Genomic DNA, 20,208 nt, shown 5'->3' with positions numbered 1-20,208 from the left:
AAAAAGTGAGTGTAATCATCTACACCCGCCTGCAAAATCATATTAATCTTGATTGAATTGTGTATCAACGTACTCACGATACAAGTCGTGGTTGGCAACAAATTCCTTGTGCGTACCAGCGCCACTTACCGTCCCATGTTCGATAAAGTAAATCTTGTCGGCATCTACAATTGTGCTCAAACGGTGTGCAATCACCAACGTCGTGCGACCCTTCATCAAAGATTCCAAAGCCTTTTGCACCATTGCTTCAGATTCTGAATCCAAACTTGCCGTCGCTTCATCCAACATCAAAATCTTTGGATTACGCAAGAACGCACGCGCGATTGCCAAACGTTGACGTTGTCCACCAGACACCTTAACACCACGTTCACCAACTTCAGTGTCCAGGCCAGCTGGCATGTCACGCACGAACTTTTCAGCAAATGCTAGTCCCAACACACGCCACAAATCATCATCTGAGTAATCACCCGTTAGACCATACGTCAAATTATGGCGGATGGTTCCAGCCATAATCGCTGAATCCTGGCTAACGAACCCAATTTGTTCACGCCAATTAGCCAAATTCACATCCGCCACATCATGACTACCAATCATGATTTCACCAGCCGTTGGCATGTAGTAACGCTCAAGCAAACTAAAGATGGTTGACTTACCACCACCTGAAGGTCCAGCAAACGCTACAACTGTATTTGGTTGAGCCTCAAACGATACGTCGCTCAAGATGTTCTTGCTGTCATCATAGGCAAAATCAACATGGTTCATCGCCAACGTTTGTCCTTCAACATCAACGTCGACACCAGACGTCAAATCTTCTTCAGGCTCTGCCAACAAGGCTTGAACACGTTCTGTCGAACCACTGGCCTTAGCCAAATCTGAGAAGAATTGACCCAGCGTTGCTGATGGGCCCAGCAATTGGAATAGGTACATCAAGAATGAGAACATCGTTCCCATCGTCATCGTGCCTTGTGACACACGGTGAGCACCATAGGCCAATACACCAACAAATAATCCCATCATAACCGCCGTCATCAATGGACCGGCCACGGAATCATACACGGCTTCACGCAAGCCAATCTTGTACAAAGATTGGATCGTTGTGTGGCCCTTTTCCGTTTCAAACGGTTCCGCGTTAGATGACTTCACCAAACGAATTTCGCTTAGCGTCTCACCGGCTGCGCCATTAAAGTCAGCTAATGAATTTTGACGATCACGACCAACCTTGTGTGATTGGCGCATCACTGGCAACATCACCAACATCACCAACGGAATTGCCAATGCCATAATCTCCGTCATGCGCCAGTCCTTCAAGACCATCAGCGTCAACGCACCCACCACTGTTAGCAAAGACGTAATCATACGAGGGAATGAGTTTGCCAATAAGTCTTTAATTTGCGTTGAATCATTAATCAAACGCGACGTCATTTCGCCCGCTTTGGTTTCATCAAAATAGGTGACGCGCAAACGAATTAGTTTGTCCCACAAGGTATTACGCAAACGACTAACCACGTTTTCGCCAAAGATTCCCAAAACAGTTCCTGATAAGGCGCTAATTACCGCGCTCAAGATAAACATACCAATCACACTGACGAGCAATGTTTTATCAATCGACTTACCAAACCCGTTAATCAAATCACCCGCAAAATGTGGCACGGCCAACTGAATGCCCGTCGCAATCACGCCTAATCCTAGGCCCAGTCCTAGTTGCCAATAGGCTGGTTTTGTTTGACGAATCAAACGCATAAATGCCTTCATATCAAACTTTTCTGGTCGTTGAAATGCTTCCGTTTCAACGTTTTGTCCACGATCCATCTCTCTGCCTCTTATCTCTTATCTCTTATCGGTTAGAACCAACCCTTGAAGCCCTTGTGCAAGTCGTGGTGCATCTTGTGCATCTCCTTGCGCATTTCACGGCGGTCAGTGAAATCCATGTTTTGGAAACGCTCAGCGAATGGTCCAAACGCATCGCGGAGCATCTCAGGATCCATTTCAATGTCCTCAGTATTGGCTGCGATGCGACGCAACATGTCCTTCAACTGTGCCTGCTCGGCTTGAGTTAGCACTGATAAAGCACGTTCACTCATTTCGTCATTACCGTTATGCAAACCAGCCAGCGTCTCCTTACCGGCATCTGTAATGAAAATAAGTGAAACACGGCCATCATTCTCAGAAGCACGACGTTCAATCATCCCCGTCTCCACCAAGCTCGTCACTTGCGCGCTCACTGAGCTAGGACGAATATCCAACTTTTCTGCGATCTCCGCATTCGTTAAGCCATCTTCCTTGTTCAACAAAGCCAACAAGCGCAAACGACCACGACCCAATTCCTTATCACTACCGCGCTTAGTACGCATGTTCATTGACATCGCTGCCATAAAGAAGCGCGAGTGCATCAAACGGCTGAACGATTCCATCAAATCTTGTGTTTCATCTGACATTTTATTTTTACCTCAAATGTCATTAGTTAATTAGTTAGGTTTACAACAACCAACCTAACGAAAAAGAAGTATAAACCGTTAGTTAGGTTAAGTCAACACAAACTAACTAATTAATTAATTTTGACATTAAAAAGGTCGCACCCATTTGAGTGCGACCTTCGCTTAATCTTCACGTAGCCAAACAACCTCGGAAGCTTCATTATCATTAATTACTTGGTGAACTGTCTTTTGCGCCTGGGGCACAAACATCTCGGGTTCAGGGCTCACCGGTACGTATGAAACAACCAATGTTTCCTCACCATCTTCACGCAGCTTGCCACCAACCGCTTCAACTTCAAAACCCATTGCAATCGTTTCTTGCGCATCACCCCAGCGGTTCTCAGTGACGATTTCAGACGATACACCGAGCAAACGCTTCACACGCACATCAAGCCCCGTTTCTTCTTTGAATTCGCGTACAATCGCTTCCTGTGGCGTTTCACCGTATTCAATATAGCCACCTGGAAAGCCCCAGCCTTTTTGAATATCAGAACGTTTCTCTAATAAGATTGCTGAACGATCCGCCTGCCATAACACACCGAATACCGTGTTAAAAATCATGCCTTCATGACCAACTTTTTCGCGCATACGTGCGATGTAATTTTTCTCTGCCATATGATTCGCCCTCTTTTCACCACCCATTATTCCACGTTAAGGAGATAATGCAACACGTTATCCACGCATATGCTGGAAAAAGCTATTCACAAAGTTAACGAGGTAGTAAAGGCCAGCCGGCACAATAATGATACCGACAATCAAGATTGAAAAATGTTGTTGGAAAAACGGCACCGATCCCAAAAAGAAGCCAATTACGGTTGATCCAAGCACCCAAATTAAAGTCCCCGCCATATTCTGGTTTTTAAAACGGTCAGCTGCACACTGACTTTCACCGGCGATAATTGGAATAAAAATACCCAGCACTGGAATATACCGGCCAAATAGCATCGCTAGGGATGCATGACTGTTAAAGAACGCGACTGTATCGTCCATGCGGGCATTCTTAATTTTGTGCTTGCGACCACGCTTATACTTCGCCTGCCAGCCAAGATACACCATTGGCAAATAGTCAATCCATAGCAACCACAGCTCGATTGGGATATCTGGATGGGCCGCTAAACTACCGGCCAGAAACATAGTTGTTTCCGCCGGCATCCACGCGAAGAGAACGAAATAACTTTCTAGTGCCACAATCGCCCAAAGTACTGGATACACCAGCCACGGATTGTCCATTATCGGTCGGATAAAAACAATCGGATTTTGGATAACCGAAATAACATCTGCTAATTCAATCATGACTTAACCCAATCATCTGGTAAGACAGCCATGAAACTGATATATGTGGTGATCGTGTGCTCATATGATGCCATGCCACCATTCGCCATATGCTCGAACAACTTTGCATACACCGGATGTGTCTTTGCATATGCCATCACATTCGCCGTTCGCTCAGGGATTTCCAGCCCTTGTGGTGCCATCATCATATCCTGCACCCATTGATATGGCGTCATCGTTTGTCCGTCCCACCAAGGTGTCGTCGCATGGTAAAAGTCATGCACACTTGATGCCAACGCATAGTATAGTTGCAAACCACGTTCCAACATGTCCGCATCTTGCTGGGCATCGCCCTTAAATGGCACCCCATTAATGCGCTCATATTCCTTGGCAACTTCAGACAATGCTGATACTGGCAGCATATGTTGCTGACCAATGTGTGTGAAGCCCCACTGGACCAATGGAAATGTTGGGGCAACATCTAGCGGATTGATAATGGCATGCACTGCATCATACTTCACCGCATAATCAACGTTAGCAACCGTCTTGTACGTTGTCGTTGGCGCAAATGCATAGGCAAAAACGTGTTCCTCCCCAGCATCGATCAACAACTTTCCCAGCACTTCTGTCGCACTACCGCCACGAGAATGCCCGGTTACCCAGAAGATATTTTCCTGACCAACGTTGTCGAATTGCATCACATAATCATGCAACTGCGCTGCAATCTTTTGGCCGATATAAATCATGTTATCCATTCCTGGTGCATCTTCGTCACCAATCATGAAATCGCCCGACCATTCCGCGTTTTGTGGCGTCCCACGGATAATCACCGCAAACAAATTATTGGCGCCAACACGCTTATAACCTAGCGTGAAAGCGACATTATTCGGATCATCAAGCACATGATAGCCGTGTGACTCTGTCTTAAAGCCCAAGGCACGCAAATTTTCAGTTGTATAACCTGGTCCGGCCACTTGGCTATCACGCGTGTACGTTGACCCATCCATCACAGCACTAACTCGCGCCAAATCATGTTGGTACTCAGCCGGATTATTGTTAAAAAGCGCATCACTATATGGTACGTCCATCTCTCGGGCTTCCGGCAAACGCCCCTGAAGATTACTTGTTGTAAATGTTAAAACAGTCATTTCATTACCCCCACTACTAATTACGTCACTGTCATTTTAAAAACGTCACTTGTTACCCTTCAGTCTACTCGATTTGTATTCTAAAAACATGAAGAAACATTGCTGTACAGACAAAAAAACGCTTGCAGAGCATTAACTCCACAAGCATTTCGTCACTTCTTAGCGACATTCATAATCAAAATCGCACCGAGTGTCATGACAATCCCAACTACTTGGAAGGCATGGAATGACACTCCCAACACGAGCGCTGATAAGACAGTCGCACTTAATGGCTCTAACATGCCAAGCATCCCCACTGTTTCTGGGGCCACCTTACGCAAACTCGCAATATACCAGACAAACGCAACAATCGACCCAAACACCACAATAAAGAACAGCAATATCAAGTCGAGCATATCAAAATGATAAGCCGGGTGATAAAGGGGCGCCACAAAATTAGCGGCCAAACCACCCATAAACATCCCCCAACCAACAACAACGATAGCATCGTTTTCAGCCAACAAAGATCCCGGTATCAACGTGTAGGCGACCAATCCCAACGCTGACAAAATTCCAAAGAATAATGTCTTCTCAGAGATTTGCAATTGCGCCAGATTACCATTGGTTACCAACAACACAATCCCCACTAATGACAGAATTACTGCGATTAATTCTTGTCGTTGTGGCCACCTGCGACGAAATAGCGCCAAAAAAATAACAATCAAAGCTGGCGCCATATACTGCAACACCGTCGCAACCGCTGCGTTACCGTAGTACAACGTTCGCACAAAATTAGACTGGGCAAAATACACCCCAACCAACCCAAACGATACTAACAAGACGGCGTTCTTCGGTTGACGCCAAATCGCAAAAAATATTTTGCCGGCGAATCAACGAATACAACAGCAACGCGACACCTGAGATTAACAAACGAGCGGTCGTTAACCAATCTGGGGAAATCGCAATCCGATCGAATAACATATTCGACAAGATACCATTGATACCCCAGAACAAGGCACCACCAGCAGCCATCCCCACATACCACTGCTTACTCACACAAACACTTCCCTTACGTTAAAAATAGAAACTTATCACTAAGTATACCACGCGAAAAACGGCCATCAGACCTTAATCTGATAGCCGTTACGCCAAATTGTTTTACCAGTCATGAAAATGACGAGGCCCGCCCAAAGTACAGCGTTGCCTAAAACGATTATTTTAATAACTGGTGACACGTCATACGAAATCGTCACGTTATTCTGACCAACCCGTGGTCGAACCTGTAACGTCCCAATACGTGTCGTTTGCGGGTTCGTCACCTGCTGGCCGTTCAACATCACCTTTGAATGCGCATAGACAGCAACTGGCACTGTTGTCTGCTGTTCATTTCCACTATGCCAACGATACGTGAGTGCATTATTACCTTGTGTCACCTGCGCTTTTAGTGGGTTCTGAATAACCTCGCGCATATACATGTCATAACTGTTATCACCTGGTTGCAAGCCATTATTCACCAAATAATCAGGGGTCGCTTTTTGTACATCTGCTAGTGCAACCTGTACATCACCGTAGCGCCAATCCCGTGCAATTTCAGCTTTAGATTTTTTATCGTTAAATACCATGTGCTTCGTGACGTGGACCAGCTCATCCGTATGCAAGCGATGAGTACTCTTCGCCAAAATACTTGTCGAAATCGCCACCGGCACCACGACGGCTATCATAACAATCACCAATCGCAACCGACGATTTAGCTGTCTTTTCACATCCGGCATCATCAGGATTCGTGGCAACAACAACACCAAAGCAATGTTGCTGACCACTGACAACCGTAATGGAAATTGCATCGTATCAACAATGGTTGGTTCAATTTGCTGAATCGCATCCCACGGGAATACCGTTAATGACAGACTGAAAAAGACAACTGCCAGCCAAAATAAGAAGCGGTATTCACGGGCCAGCTTCCGATAAACTAACACGGCAACGATCAAGACAATCACCGCTATAACGCCAAGCCAACTATAATTCCGGAGCGTTGGTGATTGCGACAATGTGATCCGCATTCCCTCACGGCTAATATTAAGCGGCGTATATGGCGTTAGAATCTGATTGCTTCCCATCACGTCGGCCATACCAACTAAAACATTAGCGACTAGCAACCCGTATAAGACAACCGCTTTTAGCAACCGTTGTATCAAAGCAATAATCGTTGCCTTGTTTTTACCAATCACCGTCACCACAAATAAAATGCCTAATACCAAGACACCTAATAATGCCGTGAATAAATGGGCTTGCGTCAGTACCGCCAACGATATCGCCAGACCAACCCAAGAAAAAGTTGTCGGCTGTTTAGCCATTGCAATGCCGTAATACACCACATACGGCAGTAGCGCAGCGCCGATGCCAGTAAATGATTGGCTCGTTTGCCAAGTTGTCGTTAACGGTAACGCCATATAGATAACCGCACTCACTAAACTGGCATATCGACTAGATTTCAAATAACGGCCTAGTCGATAAATCCCCACACCAGCAACTAGCAAGATAGCAATGTCAGTTACAATTTCAAACCAAAACCAGTTTGGTATTAGCATGAGGACAAACCCCAGTAAATACGATAGCCACGGTCCATATAACGGCGTGACAATTCGTCCGGAATGTTGATAGCCATATTCTGACATGAAGTAGTTAAACTGCCCGTGTTTAATTTGTTCCGCAATATCATAGACCCGATTAAAGTGGAAAAGCGCATCGATGCCAATAATCGGCATATTCGATATCAGCTGCGGTAAAACCAGCACAACTGATGCCAGTAACAGCACGCCACCAGGCAACACAAGCGATCGCCATGAACGCATCTTGCACCTCCTATTTACGACTAATATATCAGATTGTAGCTTATCAATAACTTGTTAATTTATTTTGATGATTATCAAAAAAGGTCGTCAGTCCCAAACTAACGACCACAGTATTATGCGTGTTGATATTGCGCCAAATAATCCTTTAAATACTGACCTGTGACGCTTTCTGGTATCGCAGCCAGTTCAGCTGGTGTTCCAGTACCAACAATTTGGCCACCGTGCGTACCACCACCTGGTCCCAAATCAATTAACCAATCTGAGTTAGCCATCACTTCCAAATCGTGTTCGATGGTAATGATTGTTGCCCCTTGCTTCAGCAACAAATCAAACACGTGAAGCAAGTTCTCGATGTCCAGCGGGTGCAATCCAACTGACGGTTCGTCAAAGATAAACAAGCTAGCACCCTGCTTTTGGTGAATTTGTGACACCAACTTTAGGCGTTGTGCCTCACCACCTGATAATTCAGGCGTACTTTCACCCAAAATCAGATAATCCAAGCCCAATTCTTGCAACGTTTCGAGCGTCTTTAGAATCTTCTTTTCATCCTTGAACACTTCAAGTGCATCCGTGACAGACAACGCCAACAAATCTGCGATTGATCGATCATGCCATTTTACATCCAGTACCTCAGCACGATAACGTGAGCCTTGGCAGGTTGGGCAGACTTGTATCACGTCTGGTAGATATTGCACATCGAGCGTAATGTGCCCGACACCCCCACAAGTTGGACATGCACCAGCTGCATTGTATGAGAAATCACTCGCAGTGAAGCCATGTTCTTTAGCATCCGGCAAGCTAGCAAACAACTTGCGCAAATTATCCAAAATGTTAGTGTACGTCGCAACCGTTGAGCGTGCATTCTTACCAACCGGCACTGAATCAACCATCACCACATTTGCAACACCTGCCGCATCGAGTGACGCTACACCATCAGGTAGTGGCTGTTGTTCGTTTTGCGCTAGAATACCTGGCACCAACAAATCGAGAATCAACGTTGTCTTACCGGCACCACTCATCCCCGTGACACTCGTCAATCGGTTCTTAGGGATCTGTGTCCTAACGTCATGCAAATTATTCTTGGCAGTCACCGCGATGTCGATGCTACCATCATCAAACAGTGACTCCCGTGGCGCCAATGTTCTGGTCTGAATGTCAGCCGTCCCGTTTAGATAAGGGGCTACCAATGCGTTAGATGCCTTTGCCTCACGCGCACTTCCGGTAAACGTCACCGTCCCACCGTAATCACCCGAACCAGGGCCAATTTCAATAATATGGTCACTTGCCCCGATGACGCTCATATCGTGATCAACCACGACCAACGTATTACCTTGTTCTAAGAGCGTTTTGAAAATCGTTAATAGACCTGCGACGTTGGCTGGGTGCAATCCAACCGTCGGCTCGTCTAGCACATACAATACACCAGTCGTTTCATTGCGAATCGTACGTCCAAGTTGAATACGCTGTAGCTCACCCGTCGAAAGTGTACTTCCGGCACGGGCCAACGTAAGATAATCCAAACCAAGCTTAATTGGTGCATCTAATAGTTCCAAAAACTCATCAACAAGCTTTTTTCCCATCTTTTGCATCTCGTCGGGCAATGTCGCAGGCAATTCGGCAATAAATACCGTCAGTTCTTCGATGGTGTACTCTGACAGCTCCGCGATGTTCTTGTCTCGTAGTAACTGCGTTAGCAACTTCGGGTTAAAATGCGACCCATGACACGTTGGGCTAGTTTGGAAAGTGTAAAACTGATTCAAACGTTTGATAGTGCGCTCATTTTTACTGATTTTCATGCTGTCCTCAATGGCGTTCGTCGCATTTTCAAACACCGCATGATCCATGTGAAAGACTTTACCGCTCTTACTTGGAATATTAATTTCATATTCATCACGGTCACCATGCAAAACCAAATCCTTTTGGTCATCTGGGAAATCTTCATACGGGATATCAATATTAATGCCCGCTGATTCAGCCACCAATGGCATAAACGTGCGACCAGGTGTACGCCATGAATTCACCGCCCCATCGCGAATGGTTAACTTTTCATTAATCAGTAACGCTGGATTAATGGTTTGCACCTCACCCGTTCCTTGGCAAGTTGGGCACGCTCCAGCCGAGTTAAAAGCGAAATCTTCGGCGCCATATGGCATGAAATGCACACCACAAATCGGGCAATCCATCCCCGTCATATCAACATCCATTGCAACGGCCAAGGTTGGCCCAATGCGATGCCCATTTGGACACACCATCGACCCTAAACGAGAAAACATCAAGCGTAACACGTTTAAACTCTCAGTCATCGTCCCAACCGTTGAACGTACGTCTGGCACCTGTGGACGTTGCCGCAGTGCCAAAGCTGATGGCAAATGATGAATACTTGTCACGTCAGCGCGATTCGCCTGTGTAATTCGGCGTCGCGTATAGGTCGACAACGCATTCAAATAGCGACGCATCCCCTCACCGTATAGCGTCCCCATCGCCAGCGAACTCTTTCCAGAACCACTGCGCCCAGTAATTCCAGTCATTTGTCCAAGCGGAATATCCACATCAATATTTTTCAGATTATTAGTTTTTGTACCCCGGACTTCAATCGAAAATGTCATTTTCTTACCACCCCTTAGTTGTCGTGCTCATTTTCCCTGTTACCTTTTATTGTATCGCTTCAACCCGTGAAAAACAGTTCTCCCCAACTGAAAAAGGACGCGCAATTAATTTGCGCGTCCTCTATCTTACTTGCTCTTCTTCGTAAACTTAACAATACCTTCCCAACGAGCAGTTTGTGGGAACATATCAATTGATTGGATGTATTCAACATCATAAACACGCGTCAAGTCGACCAAATCACGGGCCAACGTTGATGCATTACATGACACATACACAAACTTATCTGGTTGTGTTTCCAAAATCGTCCAACGCAATTCTTCATCCAAACCAGTACGTGGCGGATCAACAACCAAAGCGTCGGCCACCCAGCCTTCGTTTGCCCAGCGTGGAATCAAATCTTCAGCTGCACCTGTGTAGTAGGCAGCATTCTTAACACCGTTATCAGCCGCATTTTCATTAGCGTCATCAATGGCTTCAGGAACCGTATCCATACCGCGCACCTCACCAGCATGATCAGCCAATGAAATACCGATGGTTCCAACTCCTGAGTAGGCGTCAATCAACTTATCGGCTTGCGTCAAATCAAGCGCTGAGATAGCCTCGTTGTACAAACGTTGCGTTTGGCGTGGGTTCAATTGCAAGAATGCACGTGGTGACAACTTGAACGTCTTACCGTTAATCGTTTCCGTAATGTACTCACTACCCCACAACAACTTGGTATCTTCACCCCAAACAAGTGACGTTTTGTCTGAGTTGATGTTCTGGTGAACAGAAACAACTTCAGGCAATTCCTTGTTGATACGTGCAATCAATTCATCAGCACTAGGCAAGTACTTGCCGTTCGTAACAATCGTCAATTGCACATCACCTGTCGTTTCTGACACGCGGGCAATCAACGTCTTAACGATTCCTGAGTTCTTGCGCTCGTTGTAAATTGGCATGTCCATATCAGCCAAAATATCACGCACCTTACGCACTACCTTCAATGTTGCTGGGTGTTGCGTTGAAGCCTTTGGCAAATCAACCAAGTCGTGAGAATTACGCTTGTACATTCCCACGGCCAACTTACCATCAACTTCACGAACCGGGAATTGCGCCTTGTTACGGTAACCGTCTGGGTTTTCCGTACCAATCGTTGGGCGCAAATCAAACTTTTCATATCCTTCAGGCTTGTACTTTTCCAAGGCCTGGCGAATCACATCTTGCTTAAATTCTAGTTGGCCATCGTAAGACAAGTGCTCCAATTCAAAGCCACCAACTTCTTGGTTATCAACTGGATCAACACGCTTTGGTGAGCGTTGCTTAATCTTACGAACACGCGCTTCGATGAACTTGTCTGTGACGTTCGTTACAACAACATCAACAACTTCATCAGGAAGTGCTCCTGGAATAAACGTAATCTTACGCTTATAGTAACCAATTCCTTCACCGTTGATTCCCAATCGTTTGATGGTAATCAACAGCTTGTCACCAACGTTAACTTCGACGTTTTGTTGGTTGCGATTATCACGACGAGGTCCACGTGTTCCACGTGGAACAAACTTGCCGCGATTTTGATTGTTGCCACCCTTACCTTGGTAAGGACGACGCTTCTTTTCTTCAGCCATTTCGTTCTACAAAGACTTACCGTCTACTCTTTCTATAAGATAGTTCTATTCTAACATGTAGGAAGTGAAAATGACCGGTCAGTCCTTCGCGACTAATCGGTCATTCGTTTTTAAATTAAGCCGCTGTTCAACAACCAAGGCAGGCCGTATCCAATCATCAATCCTAGAATAACGACACCGACCAAACTACCAATAAAATCATGTCGCTTACGACGAGCTTCTTGCTCACGAGCCCGTTCGGCTTCTTCACGCATTTGTTGCTCAATAATTGGGCGCAATTCTGGATGCTCAATCATCATCACTTGGCGACGAAGTTCGAATTCCTTATGACTCAATTCATTTTGAGTTGCTAGTTCTGCCGCCTGCTGTGCCAAAAGACGATTTTGCTCTTCTACCGCATAAGTGTTTTGCTGCAATTCATAAGATTCCATATTCAGCTTACCTCTCTAAAAGTCATAGATATAGTACGCTTCTAGAAAGTAAATTGCTGAGTTCCAGCTTGTGAAATAATTAGAAAAGGGACCCGCAAAAATACGAGTCCCTAAATGAGATTTTATATTACCACCAACCGTTAGCAACACGGAATGACACGGCGTTATCGATTGATCCGTAACGTGTCACAGCGTAGTTAACCATACCGGCTGTTTGTTCTGAAACTGAACCAGTTCCCCATGATTGCTTGGTTTGACCCAAACCACGGTAACCGTTTGGTGAAACGATATCTGGGTTCCCACCTGATTCAGGCATCACGATGTTTGACCACAAAGCATCCGTTCCACCGGCTGCAATAAATTGATCATAAACTGAACCAGTCGCTGCTGGCGCTGGCGTTTCAGCCGCTACTTCAGCCGTTTGGTAAGCAGTCGTAACACCTGAGTCCGTCGTTTGCGTGAATGAATCAGCTTGCGTTGGTGCGCCGACGTAGTTTGACGCTGGATCTGCCACGACTGGCGCCTCTGACGCTTCTTCGGCAACCGGAGCAACTTCTGATACATCTGATGCTACCGGTGCCTCTGAGGCTGCTGGAGCTTCTGAAACAACAGGTGCTTCAGATACCACTGGCGCCTCTGACGTCACAACTGGCGCAGCACTTTCAACAACTGGTGCAACCGGCGCAGCTTGGGCAACCAAATTGATCGTTTGACCGATAAAAATCGTGTCATTCGCCGTCAAACCGTTAATTGCCAACAAATCAGCCAACGTCATGTTGTTTGCTTGGGCAATGGCGAAAAGCGTATCACCATTCTTCACCGTGTATGAACCATTTACGCCAACTGGGGCAGCGGTCGTCGTTGCCGTCGCATCTGCATCGGCTTGCACCGGCGTAACCGTTCCATCACCGTTAACCGTCAATGACACACCCGTCAAAATGAAGTTTGCGTCTTCAATGTTGTTATCACTAGCAATCTTTTCAACCGTCGTTCCCATTGCATTGGCAATGCTCGTCAACGTATCACCAGCCTTAACCGTGTATGTATCAGCTGATGCGTTCACACCAACGGCAACCGTTGCGACTCCTGCAGTTGTCATTGCTGTCAAAATTTGTTTATTAATCATTTAATGTCTCCTATATTCGTAGAGGCCTACAATCCTACAAAATATCCACTCTCTATGATACCGGTGCATTATTCACAACACGTTACAAAACCTCGCCCTTAAACCATTTTTAACTACCATAAGAATTGACTAGGAAACTTTAGAAAGTTATTTTGCAGGCATTAAAAAAATCACTCACAACCAAATTTTTTGGTCATAAGTGATCGTCGTTTTAGTGGCGTCGTTGTTCCACACTGTAAATAATCGTTCCTAATATCGCAAAGCCAATGCCGACCAAAACTGTCGTAAACGCAAAGGTTGTAAACAAATATGCGACCACCACAATGGTCAGATAAGTCATCCATTTACCGCCTGGTAGCTTGTAGCCAGTTGGCAATGTCGTATCACCGCGAAGCTTAATCGATGAGAAAATCGTTCCCAAGTATTGCACAAAGTCGCTCAGCACAATCAGCTTGATCAAAAATAGATAACTACCGCTCAAAATCAAACCACCTGAGATGGCGATTGTTAGCAAGATGGCGCCAACTGGTGCACCGTAGCGATTCAAACGTGAGAATTCACGTGGCAGGAACCCACGTTCACGGGCCATCGAGGCCAATTCAATTGGTGAGTTAAATGATGTCGCAATCGCAACACCGATAATCGACAACATCATCCCCGTGATGATAATCGTCCGGCCAACACGGCCCAAAATAACATTAAAAATGTCCGCGACTGGCAAAGATGAACCAGCCAAATGATCACCCAAAACTGTCATTGCGACGACTTGCATCAAGACGAAAATCGCTGTCGTGGCTAACATCACCGTCAAAATCGCACGTGGCAACATTTTGCCAGGGTTCTTCATCTCTTTGGCTGCGATTGGAATCAGCGAGAAACCAGTAAACATATAGAAGGCATTTCCAAAAGCACCTGAGAAATCATGCACCGGTTTCGCTTGTGCGATTGAGAATTGCGACGTGCTCCCAGCAGCAACCACACAACCGTTGCAATGAACACGGCCAAAATGACCCCGATTTTTATCAAACTGGATGCATCATCTATGCGACTCGCAATACCTGTACCGAAGTAATTCATGATTCCCAGCAGCAACATAATGCCGATAGCCAAACTATTGTAGACTAACGGCGTCCCAACCGCTGGTACCAGTCCTGTTAACGTTTTTAAAAAGGCCGCCGTTTCAGCACTGATGGTAATTACCCCAAATAGCCAGCCAAACCAGCCCACCAAAAATCCTGGGTAATGCCCAAAGGCGCGCTTGGTGTACACCCACGCACCGCCGTCTTCATCAATTCGCGATGACATGACGGCATAATGCATCGCGATTAGCGTCGCTGAAATACCGGCTAAAGCAATTGCCAATAAGACATATTGGCCACCCTGCTTGTACATCGTACTCGGTAGCAAAAACAGCCCACCACCGATGACACCGTTAATACCTAGCAGTACAACACTCGGGAATCCAATACCTTTTTTGAATTTTTTCATTGTTCAATCCCCCCTAAGGCCCAGTCTACCTAAATTTCGTGCCTTTTTCATTTACAAGTTGTTAAGGACGAACGATAATGATGGCAACAAAACAAAGGAGGCCACCATCATGATGACTTTAGGACAATATGAAACACTTGCATCTGCATATAACAACACGAGTACCATCACGTACCCCATTCCTGCATCATTACCAGTTGGAACTACCGAAGTCATCAATGAAGATGGACTTCAAATGAACATCACGAATACCGCAGACGGTGTTACTGAAATTCGTTTTGATGCTGACGCTAATGATCGTCGCTACCCTGGCACATTCCAAGGATTCGAGTTCGGTATGCACTGGATGCACCCTTCATTTATCGGCGCTTTTTTGGAAGCTAAGGATAACCACAACCAACACTTCCTTGGTGATAACGGCACGGCTGCTTATGACGCTTTCGTCGATTCTGACAACCACCTAACCGTCACACTGACGCCAAGTCACTAACAGTTCAGCGTTGCTTTTAAAAGAAATTCCCCGTATGCTATCAGAAATAATGCTTACGGAGGATTTGCCGATGGCGAGTCGCAAAACACGTCGACAACGACACAATCCAGTTAAAAAAGTGCTGAAATGGCCGGCAACCATCATTGTCATCATGCTATTAGCGGGTGGGGCCTACATTGGTTACGCCATTCATCAAGCACCAACCATTACGGAATCAGCCCTCAAGGCGAATCCCAGTCCCGGTGACAATCAAGTTTATGTCACCTATGACAACATTCCGGACGATTATCGTAATGCGTTGATTTCAACCGAAGATCGTACGTTCGAAACGAACAACGGTGTCAGCCTAGGTGGGGTATTCAACTTGGTTGTTTCAAACATCAAGGCCCGCTTTGGCGATGGCGTTGACCTTGGTGGTTCGTCAATCACCCAACAACTTGTTAAGTTGACCGTTTTCTCAACTAGCAAGGCGGATCAAACACCAACCCGCAAAATTCAAGAGATTTATCTAGCGCTTCAGTTGAACAAAACGCATTCTAAAGCACAAATTTTGGAATACTATGTCAATAAAATTTATGAAGGCCACTACCAATACGGTGCGCAAACGATTGCCTACTACTATTTTGGTAAGCCTTTATCTCAATTGACGTTGTCACAAACGGCCATCATCGCTGGTTTGGGTCAGAGTCCATCCAATTTCGACTTGTACAGCAATCCTGAATTGGTCGAAAAGCGCCGCAACATCGTGCTGGCCGCGATGCTAGATAATGACAAAATTAATCACCATGAATACGAAGATGCGAAGGCAACCAGCGTAACAGCTGGTTTAATTCCACGCTAAAAAACCGCGATGAACCTAAATTCATCGCGGTTTTTGTTTATATTAATTAGTTTTCAGGTGTGTCTGGAACCTTGATGTCGCCAGCAATAATCTTTGCCTTTGCATCTTCAACAGCCTTCTTCTCGTCTGCGTTCAAGTTGTTAGTTGTGACACCAACACCCTTTTCCTTCAAACCGTAGTAGACCGTCTTACCACCAGGGAACTTGTCCTTTTGGGCAGCTTCAGTAACCAATTGCACACCACGACCGATTCCAGTCAATGATGATGTCAACGTCAAGTTATCAGCCTTGCCATCCTTTGTCTTGTAGGCACCCATGTCAGTTTGATCCATGTCGACACCGATAACCCATACCTTATCCTTAGAGTCGGCAGTCAACGTTGCGTCTTGATCCTTCGCAGCTTGGAAGACACCGTTTCCAACCCCACCAGCGGCTTGGAAGATGATGTGCTCACCTTGTGCAATCTTAGCCTTCGCAATCGTTTGTCCCTTGGCAGGGTCTGAGAACGTACCAGCATACGTTGCATCTACCTTGATATTAGGGTCAACTGACTTCACGCCGGCTTGGTAACCAGCCAAGAACGCCTCGATAACTGGGTTCTTCATACCACCAACGAAGCCAACCGTGTCATCGCCCATCGTCTTAGCCTTCGTAGCTGCAGCCACACCAACCAAGTATGATGATTGCTCTGAACGGAACATTACTGACGCAACGTTCTTGTACTTTGATCCAGCAATTTCGTCAACCAACACAAACTTCGTGTCTGGGTACTTCTTTGAAACAGTTTGAACTGAGTCCTTAAACGTGTTTCCAATTGCTGCGACAACGTTGTACTTAGCCGTTGCAGCTTGCGTCAATTGCGTGTTGTAATCCGCAACTGTCTTAGGTTGGAAGTAGTTGTATCCGTTTTGGCCCTTTTCCAAGCCATTTTCCTTACCCCACTTCTCCAAACCTTCCCAAGCGCTTTGGTTGAAGCCCTTGTCGTTAACACCGTTCGTGTCTGAAACAACCGCTGCAGTGAACTTATCGCTTGAACCACCATTGCTTCCTGACGTTGCTGCGTATGCAATTCCTGCAACTGCGACAAGTGCCACTCCACCAATAATTAAGTTACGACGTGAAACCATTTTCCTAATACCTCCAAGTATAAAATCCCTCGACCCGACCACTCGTTTTGCCGGCCAAAACTGGCCAACTCAGAGTCCATATAAAAATTTAATTTTTACCACTATAAAGGTGTATTTAAGATAATGCAAGGGCTAAGTCATTACAAAAATCATCGGTTTTGAATTATTAAAAACGATTAACCTGATTATCAACGTATGAACCCTTTAAAATAAGTATTTTTCGTCAATAACTTATTTTTAGCAACTATAATTATGAGAACATTGTAATATGTGAGCAAATTACGAACATTCCAAAAAGTTATCATTGATAAATATCGACAAGTACGTATAATTAGAAACAACTTATTAATGGGGGACATCATGGGAAACACACAAGCACACGACAGTATTCTTGTTTTGGACTTTGGATCACAGTACAACCAGCTCATTTCACGACGTATTCGCGAATTGGGTGTGTACTCAGAACTAAAGCCACACACTTTGACGGCAGCCGAGATTAAGGAACTAAATCCTAAGGGACTTATTTTCTCTGGCGGACCAAACTCGGTTTACGAAGACGGCGCCTTCACAATTGACCCAGAGGTGTTCAACTTGAACATTCCTATTTTGGGTGTCTGCTACGGTATGCAACTCATGGCGCACGTTTTGCCAGGGGGAAAAGTTGCACCAGCTAACGATTCAGCTGAATACGGCGAAACTGAAATGGATGTGACAGATGATAGCGCTCTATTGTTCGGTAACACCCCTGAGAAGCAAACTGTTTTGATGTCACACGGAGACTATGTTGAACAAGTTCCCGACGGTTTCAAGGCGGTTGCAACGTCAGAAAGCACGCCGATCGCTGCAATGGAAGACACATACCACAACTTCTACGGTGTGCAATTCCACGCTGAAGTGCAACACACTGAATACGGGATGCAAATCTTGGAAAACTTCGTCGACAAGGCCGTTCGCGCTGAGCGTAACTGGTCAATGGATGACTTCATCGACGAACAAATCAAGCAAATCCGCGAAACGGTCGGCGACAAGAAGGTCTTGTTGGGACTTTCTGGTGGTGTTGATTCATCAGTCGTTGGTGTGTTGTTGCAACGCGCCATCGGTGACCAATTGACATCAATCTTCGTTGATCACGGTTTGCTACGTAAGAATGAAGCTGATGAAGTGATGGCATCACTTGGTGGTAAGTTCGGTTTGAACATCATCAAGGTTGACGTCCAAGAACGTTTCCTATCAAAGCTTGCCGGTGTTACTGACCCTGAGCAAAAGCGTAAGATTATCGGAAACGAATTCATCCGCGTCTTTGACGAAGAAGCTGCAAAGCTTGATGGTATCGACTTCTTGGCCCAAGGAACGTTGTACACCGACGTTATCGAGTCAGGAACTGATACTGCGCAAACAATTAAGTCACACCACAACGTTGGCGGACTGCCTGAAGACATGCAATTCCAATTGATTGAGCCTTTGAACACGCTCTTCAAGGATGAAGTGCGTGCTTTGGGTGAAAAGTTGGGTATGCCACACGAACTTGTTTGGCGCCAACCATTCCCTGGCCCTGGTCTTGGAATCCGTATTTTGGGTGATGTCACTAAAGACAAGCTTGAAATCGTGCGCGAATCTGACGCTATTTTGCGTGAAGAAATCGCCAAGCACGGCCTAGACGGAGAAGTTTGGCAATACTTCACGGTATTGACTGCCGTTCGTTCAGTCGGCGTCATGGGAGACGGTCGTACGTACGACTACACTATCGCCATCCGTGCCATTACGTCAGTCGACGGTATGACGGCTGACTTCGCAAAGTTGCCATGGGACATCTTGGAAGAGATTTCTCGTCGCATCGTAAACGAAGTCGACCACATCAACCGCGTCGTCTACGACATCACGGCCAAGCCACCTGCAACTGTTGAGTGGGAATAATCCTTAAATAAACAGCAAAGCCCTGCATCAAGGAAAACGACCTTGATGCAGGGCTTTTAATTATTAATTCTTACGGTTATAAACCAACACGGTTAGTGGTGCAAAGATTGCAACCACCAATACACCAGCGCCTAATACAATCCAGGCTTGGTTTGACCAAACGCCTTGGTTTAACATGACACGTGATGCCTTAATGACATATGTTACCGGGTTTATGTTTACCAAAATTTGCATAACATGTGGCAACGTCTTAACGGGTACGAACGCACTTGATAGGAACGTTAGCAAAAGCATCGTAATCAATGAGACACTTTCGACCATCGTTGAACTCTTGGCAACCATACCGTACAAAGCGAATACCCAACTCAAGGCCCATCCCAAGAACACATCTAGCAACACAACGACAACTACCCAACCAAAGCCAGCGGCTGGACGCCATCCCATTAGAAATCCCGTCGTCAATGACGCGATTGCAGCGATAAACAAACGCAAAATATCTGCGAATAGTTGCCCGGCCAATGGTGCGATGTGGGCGATTGGCAATGACTTCAAACGATCATAAATACCTGAATTCATGTCGTCACTAATTTGGGTACCAGAACCTGATGCTGCTGAAATCAATGCTTGCATGAGAATTCCTGGCACAATCGTTGGCAAATAAGCGTGCACGTTACCGGCAATCGCCCCACCAAATAGGTAACCAAACATCAACATGAACATCACAGGTTGCACAATCACATCCAAAAACTTGTCTGGGTTGTGTAACGTCTTTAGCAAATTACGGTATGCCATCGTGGCCGTGTTTGCAATAATATTTGTCTTGTGTGCTTGTACATCCATCATGATTCTAACC

At 45.8% G+C, this 20,208-nt stretch carries 17 protein-coding genes and 1 pseudogene; 3 read left to right on the top strand and 15 right to left on the bottom strand.

Annotation, left to right across the window (positions count from 1 at the left end; genetic code table 11):
* Positions 1 to 42: 42 nt before the first annotated feature.
* The 13 genes and pseudogenes from C6P11_RS00385 to C6P11_RS11440 all read right to left on the bottom strand — a co-directional run bounded on the left by C6P11_RS00385 (position 43) and on the right by C6P11_RS11440 (position 14,903).
* Entirely contained in the window at positions 43 to 1,809 is a 1,767-nt protein-coding gene (locus tag C6P11_RS00385; protein ID WP_135517923.1) for an ABC transporter ATP-binding protein, read from the bottom strand.
* Between the two features lie 32 nt (positions 1,810 to 1,841).
* Positions 1,842 to 2,435, bottom strand: coding sequence for a MarR family winged helix-turn-helix transcriptional regulator (locus C6P11_RS00380; protein WP_135517922.1), 594 nt, complete (start codon positions 2,433 to 2,435; stop codon positions 1,842 to 1,844).
* A 162-nt stretch (positions 2,436 to 2,597) separates the two neighbouring features.
* Entirely contained in the window at positions 2,598 to 3,089 is a 492-nt protein-coding gene (locus tag C6P11_RS00375; RefSeq protein ID WP_135517921.1) for an NUDIX domain-containing protein, read from the bottom strand.
* A 57-nt stretch (positions 3,090 to 3,146) separates the two neighbouring features.
* Positions 3,147 to 3,767 carry a DedA family protein gene (locus C6P11_RS00370; protein WP_135517920.1) on the bottom strand — a complete coding sequence of 207 codons (621 nt, stop codon included), beginning with the start codon at positions 3,765 to 3,767 and terminating at the stop codon, positions 3,147 to 3,149.
* Positions 3,764 to 4,894 carry a lipase family protein gene (locus tag C6P11_RS00365; protein WP_135517919.1) on the bottom strand — a complete coding sequence of 377 codons (1,131 nt, stop codon included), beginning with the start codon at positions 4,892 to 4,894 and terminating at the stop codon, positions 3,764 to 3,766. Before C6P11_RS00365 ends, C6P11_RS00370 begins: the two co-directional genes overlap by 4 nt.
* Before the next feature lie 152 nt (positions 4,895 to 5,046).
* Positions 5,047 to 5,712, bottom strand: coding sequence for a DMT family transporter (locus C6P11_RS11145; RefSeq protein ID WP_280950169.1), 666 nt, complete (start codon positions 5,710 to 5,712; stop codon positions 5,047 to 5,049).
* On the bottom strand, positions 5,666 to 5,929 hold the full coding sequence (locus C6P11_RS11140) for an EamA family transporter (protein WP_280950168.1): 264 nt from the start codon (positions 5,927 to 5,929) through the stop codon (positions 5,666 to 5,668). The genes C6P11_RS11145 and C6P11_RS11140 overlap by 47 nt, the downstream gene beginning before the upstream one ends.
* Before the next feature lie 65 nt (positions 5,930 to 5,994).
* Positions 5,995 to 7,725: a hypothetical protein gene (locus tag C6P11_RS00355; RefSeq protein ID WP_135517918.1), complete on the bottom strand. Its 1,731-nt coding sequence runs from the start codon at positions 7,723 to 7,725 to the stop codon at positions 5,995 to 5,997.
* A 113-nt stretch (positions 7,726 to 7,838) separates the two neighbouring features.
* Complete coding sequence (locus C6P11_RS00350; protein ID WP_135517917.1) at positions 7,839 to 10,331, bottom strand: ATP-binding cassette domain-containing protein; 2,493 nt, start codon at positions 10,329 to 10,331, stop codon at positions 7,839 to 7,841.
* A gap of 126 nt (positions 10,332 to 10,457) precedes the next feature.
* The gene (gene rlmD, locus C6P11_RS00345; RefSeq protein WP_135517916.1) at positions 10,458 to 11,939 is read right to left on the bottom strand and encodes a 23S rRNA (uracil(1939)-C(5))-methyltransferase RlmD; all 1,482 of its coding nucleotides are present in this window, start codon (positions 11,937 to 11,939) and stop codon (positions 10,458 to 10,460) included.
* Positions 11,940 to 12,049: 110 nt separating this feature from the next.
* A complete protein-coding gene (locus C6P11_RS00340; RefSeq protein ID WP_135517915.1) occupies positions 12,050 to 12,370 on the bottom strand; it encodes a hypothetical protein in 321 nt (106 codons plus the stop codon).
* Between the two features lie 127 nt (positions 12,371 to 12,497).
* Positions 12,498 to 13,496: a LysM peptidoglycan-binding domain-containing protein gene (locus tag C6P11_RS00335; protein WP_135517914.1), complete on the bottom strand. Its 999-nt coding sequence runs from the start codon at positions 13,494 to 13,496 to the stop codon at positions 12,498 to 12,500.
* Between the two features lie 211 nt (positions 13,497 to 13,707).
* Positions 13,708 to 14,903: pseudogene (locus tag C6P11_RS11440) on the bottom strand (APC family permease).
* Between the two features lie 190 nt (positions 14,904 to 15,093).
* Here C6P11_RS11440 and C6P11_RS00325 point away from each other — a divergent pair.
* Both C6P11_RS00325 and C6P11_RS00320 read left to right on the top strand, forming a co-directional pair.
* Positions 15,094 to 15,474, top strand: a complete 381-nt coding sequence (locus C6P11_RS00325) for a hypothetical protein (RefSeq protein ID WP_135517913.1) — start codon at positions 15,094 to 15,096, stop codon at positions 15,472 to 15,474.
* Positions 15,475 to 15,544: 70 nt separating this feature from the next.
* Positions 15,545 to 16,315, top strand: coding sequence for a biosynthetic peptidoglycan transglycosylase (locus C6P11_RS00320; protein WP_135517912.1), 771 nt, complete (start codon positions 15,545 to 15,547; stop codon positions 16,313 to 16,315).
* A gap of 46 nt (positions 16,316 to 16,361) precedes the next feature.
* Here the strand turns inward: C6P11_RS00320 and C6P11_RS00315 are convergent, their stop codons facing one another.
* Positions 16,362 to 17,441 (bottom strand): BMP family lipoprotein, encoded by a 1,080-nt coding sequence (locus C6P11_RS00315; RefSeq protein WP_135517911.1) that lies wholly within the window; start codon positions 17,439 to 17,441, stop codon positions 16,362 to 16,364.
* Positions 17,442 to 17,801: 360 nt separating this feature from the next.
* Here C6P11_RS00315 and guaA point away from each other — a divergent pair, with 360 nt between their 5' ends.
* Positions 17,802 to 19,355, top strand: a complete 1,554-nt coding sequence (gene guaA, locus C6P11_RS00310) for a glutamine-hydrolyzing GMP synthase (protein WP_135517910.1) — start codon at positions 17,802 to 17,804, stop codon at positions 19,353 to 19,355.
* Positions 19,356 to 19,418: 63 nt separating this feature from the next.
* On the opposite strand, the gene C6P11_RS00305 is transcribed toward guaA, so the two are convergent.
* Positions 19,419 to 20,198, bottom strand: coding sequence for an ABC transporter permease (locus C6P11_RS00305; RefSeq protein ID WP_135517909.1), 780 nt, complete (start codon positions 20,196 to 20,198; stop codon positions 19,419 to 19,421).
* Positions 20,199 to 20,208 lie beyond the last annotated feature (10 nt).

Origin of the sequence: Weissella confusa (assembly GCF_004766315.1) — a bacterium.
Taxonomy (GTDB): Bacteria; Bacillota; Bacilli; order Lactobacillales; family Lactobacillaceae; genus Weissella; species Weissella confusa_A.
This window is presented reverse-complemented; position numbering and strand designations above follow the sequence as displayed.

What these genes read in the sequence shown, in the direction of transcription:
- C6P11_RS00355 (WP_135517918.1), bottom strand. Translation starts at nt 7,725, where the DNA reads ATGCGTTCATGGCGATCGCTTGTGTTGCCTGGTGGCGTGCTGTTACTG.
- C6P11_RS00320 (WP_135517912.1), top strand. Translation starts at nt 15,545, where the DNA reads ATGGCGAGTCGCAAAACACGTCGACAACGACACAATCCAGTTAAAAAA.
- C6P11_RS00335 (WP_135517914.1), bottom strand. Translation starts at nt 13,496, where the DNA reads ATGATTAATAAACAAATTTTGACAGCAATGACAACTGCAGGAGTCGCA.
- C6P11_RS00375 (WP_135517921.1), bottom strand. Translation starts at nt 3,089, where the DNA reads ATGGCAGAGAAAAATTACATCGCACGTATGCGCGAAAAAGTTGGTCAT.
- rlmD (WP_135517916.1), bottom strand. Translation starts at nt 11,939, where the DNA reads ATGGCTGAAGAAAAGAAGCGTCGTCCTTACCAAGGTAAGGGTGGCAAC.
- C6P11_RS00365 (WP_135517919.1), bottom strand. Translation starts at nt 4,894, where the DNA reads ATGACTGTTTTAACATTTACAACAAGTAATCTTCAGGGGCGTTTGCCG.
- C6P11_RS00350 (WP_135517917.1), bottom strand. Translation starts at nt 10,331, where the DNA reads ATGACATTTTCGATTGAAGTCCGGGGTACAAAAACTAATAATCTGAAA.
- C6P11_RS00380 (WP_135517922.1), bottom strand. Translation starts at nt 2,435, where the DNA reads ATGTCAGATGAAACACAAGATTTGATGGAATCGTTCAGCCGTTTGATG.
- C6P11_RS00305 (WP_135517909.1), bottom strand. Translation starts at nt 20,198, where the DNA reads ATGATGGATGTACAAGCACACAAGACAAATATTATTGCAAACACGGCC.
- C6P11_RS00385 (WP_135517923.1), bottom strand. Translation starts at nt 1,809, where the DNA reads ATGGATCGTGGACAAAACGTTGAAACGGAAGCATTTCAACGACCAGAA.
- C6P11_RS00340 (WP_135517915.1), bottom strand. Translation starts at nt 12,370, where the DNA reads ATGGAATCTTATGAATTGCAGCAAAACACTTATGCGGTAGAAGAGCAA.
- C6P11_RS00325 (WP_135517913.1), top strand. Translation starts at nt 15,094, where the DNA reads ATGATGACTTTAGGACAATATGAAACACTTGCATCTGCATATAACAAC.
- C6P11_RS00370 (WP_135517920.1), bottom strand. Translation starts at nt 3,767, where the DNA reads ATGATTGAATTAGCAGATGTTATTTCGGTTATCCAAAATCCGATTGTT.
- guaA (WP_135517910.1), top strand. Translation starts at nt 17,802, where the DNA reads ATGGGAAACACACAAGCACACGACAGTATTCTTGTTTTGGACTTTGGA.
- C6P11_RS00315 (WP_135517911.1), bottom strand. Translation starts at nt 17,441, where the DNA reads ATGGTTTCACGTCGTAACTTAATTATTGGTGGAGTGGCACTTGTCGCA.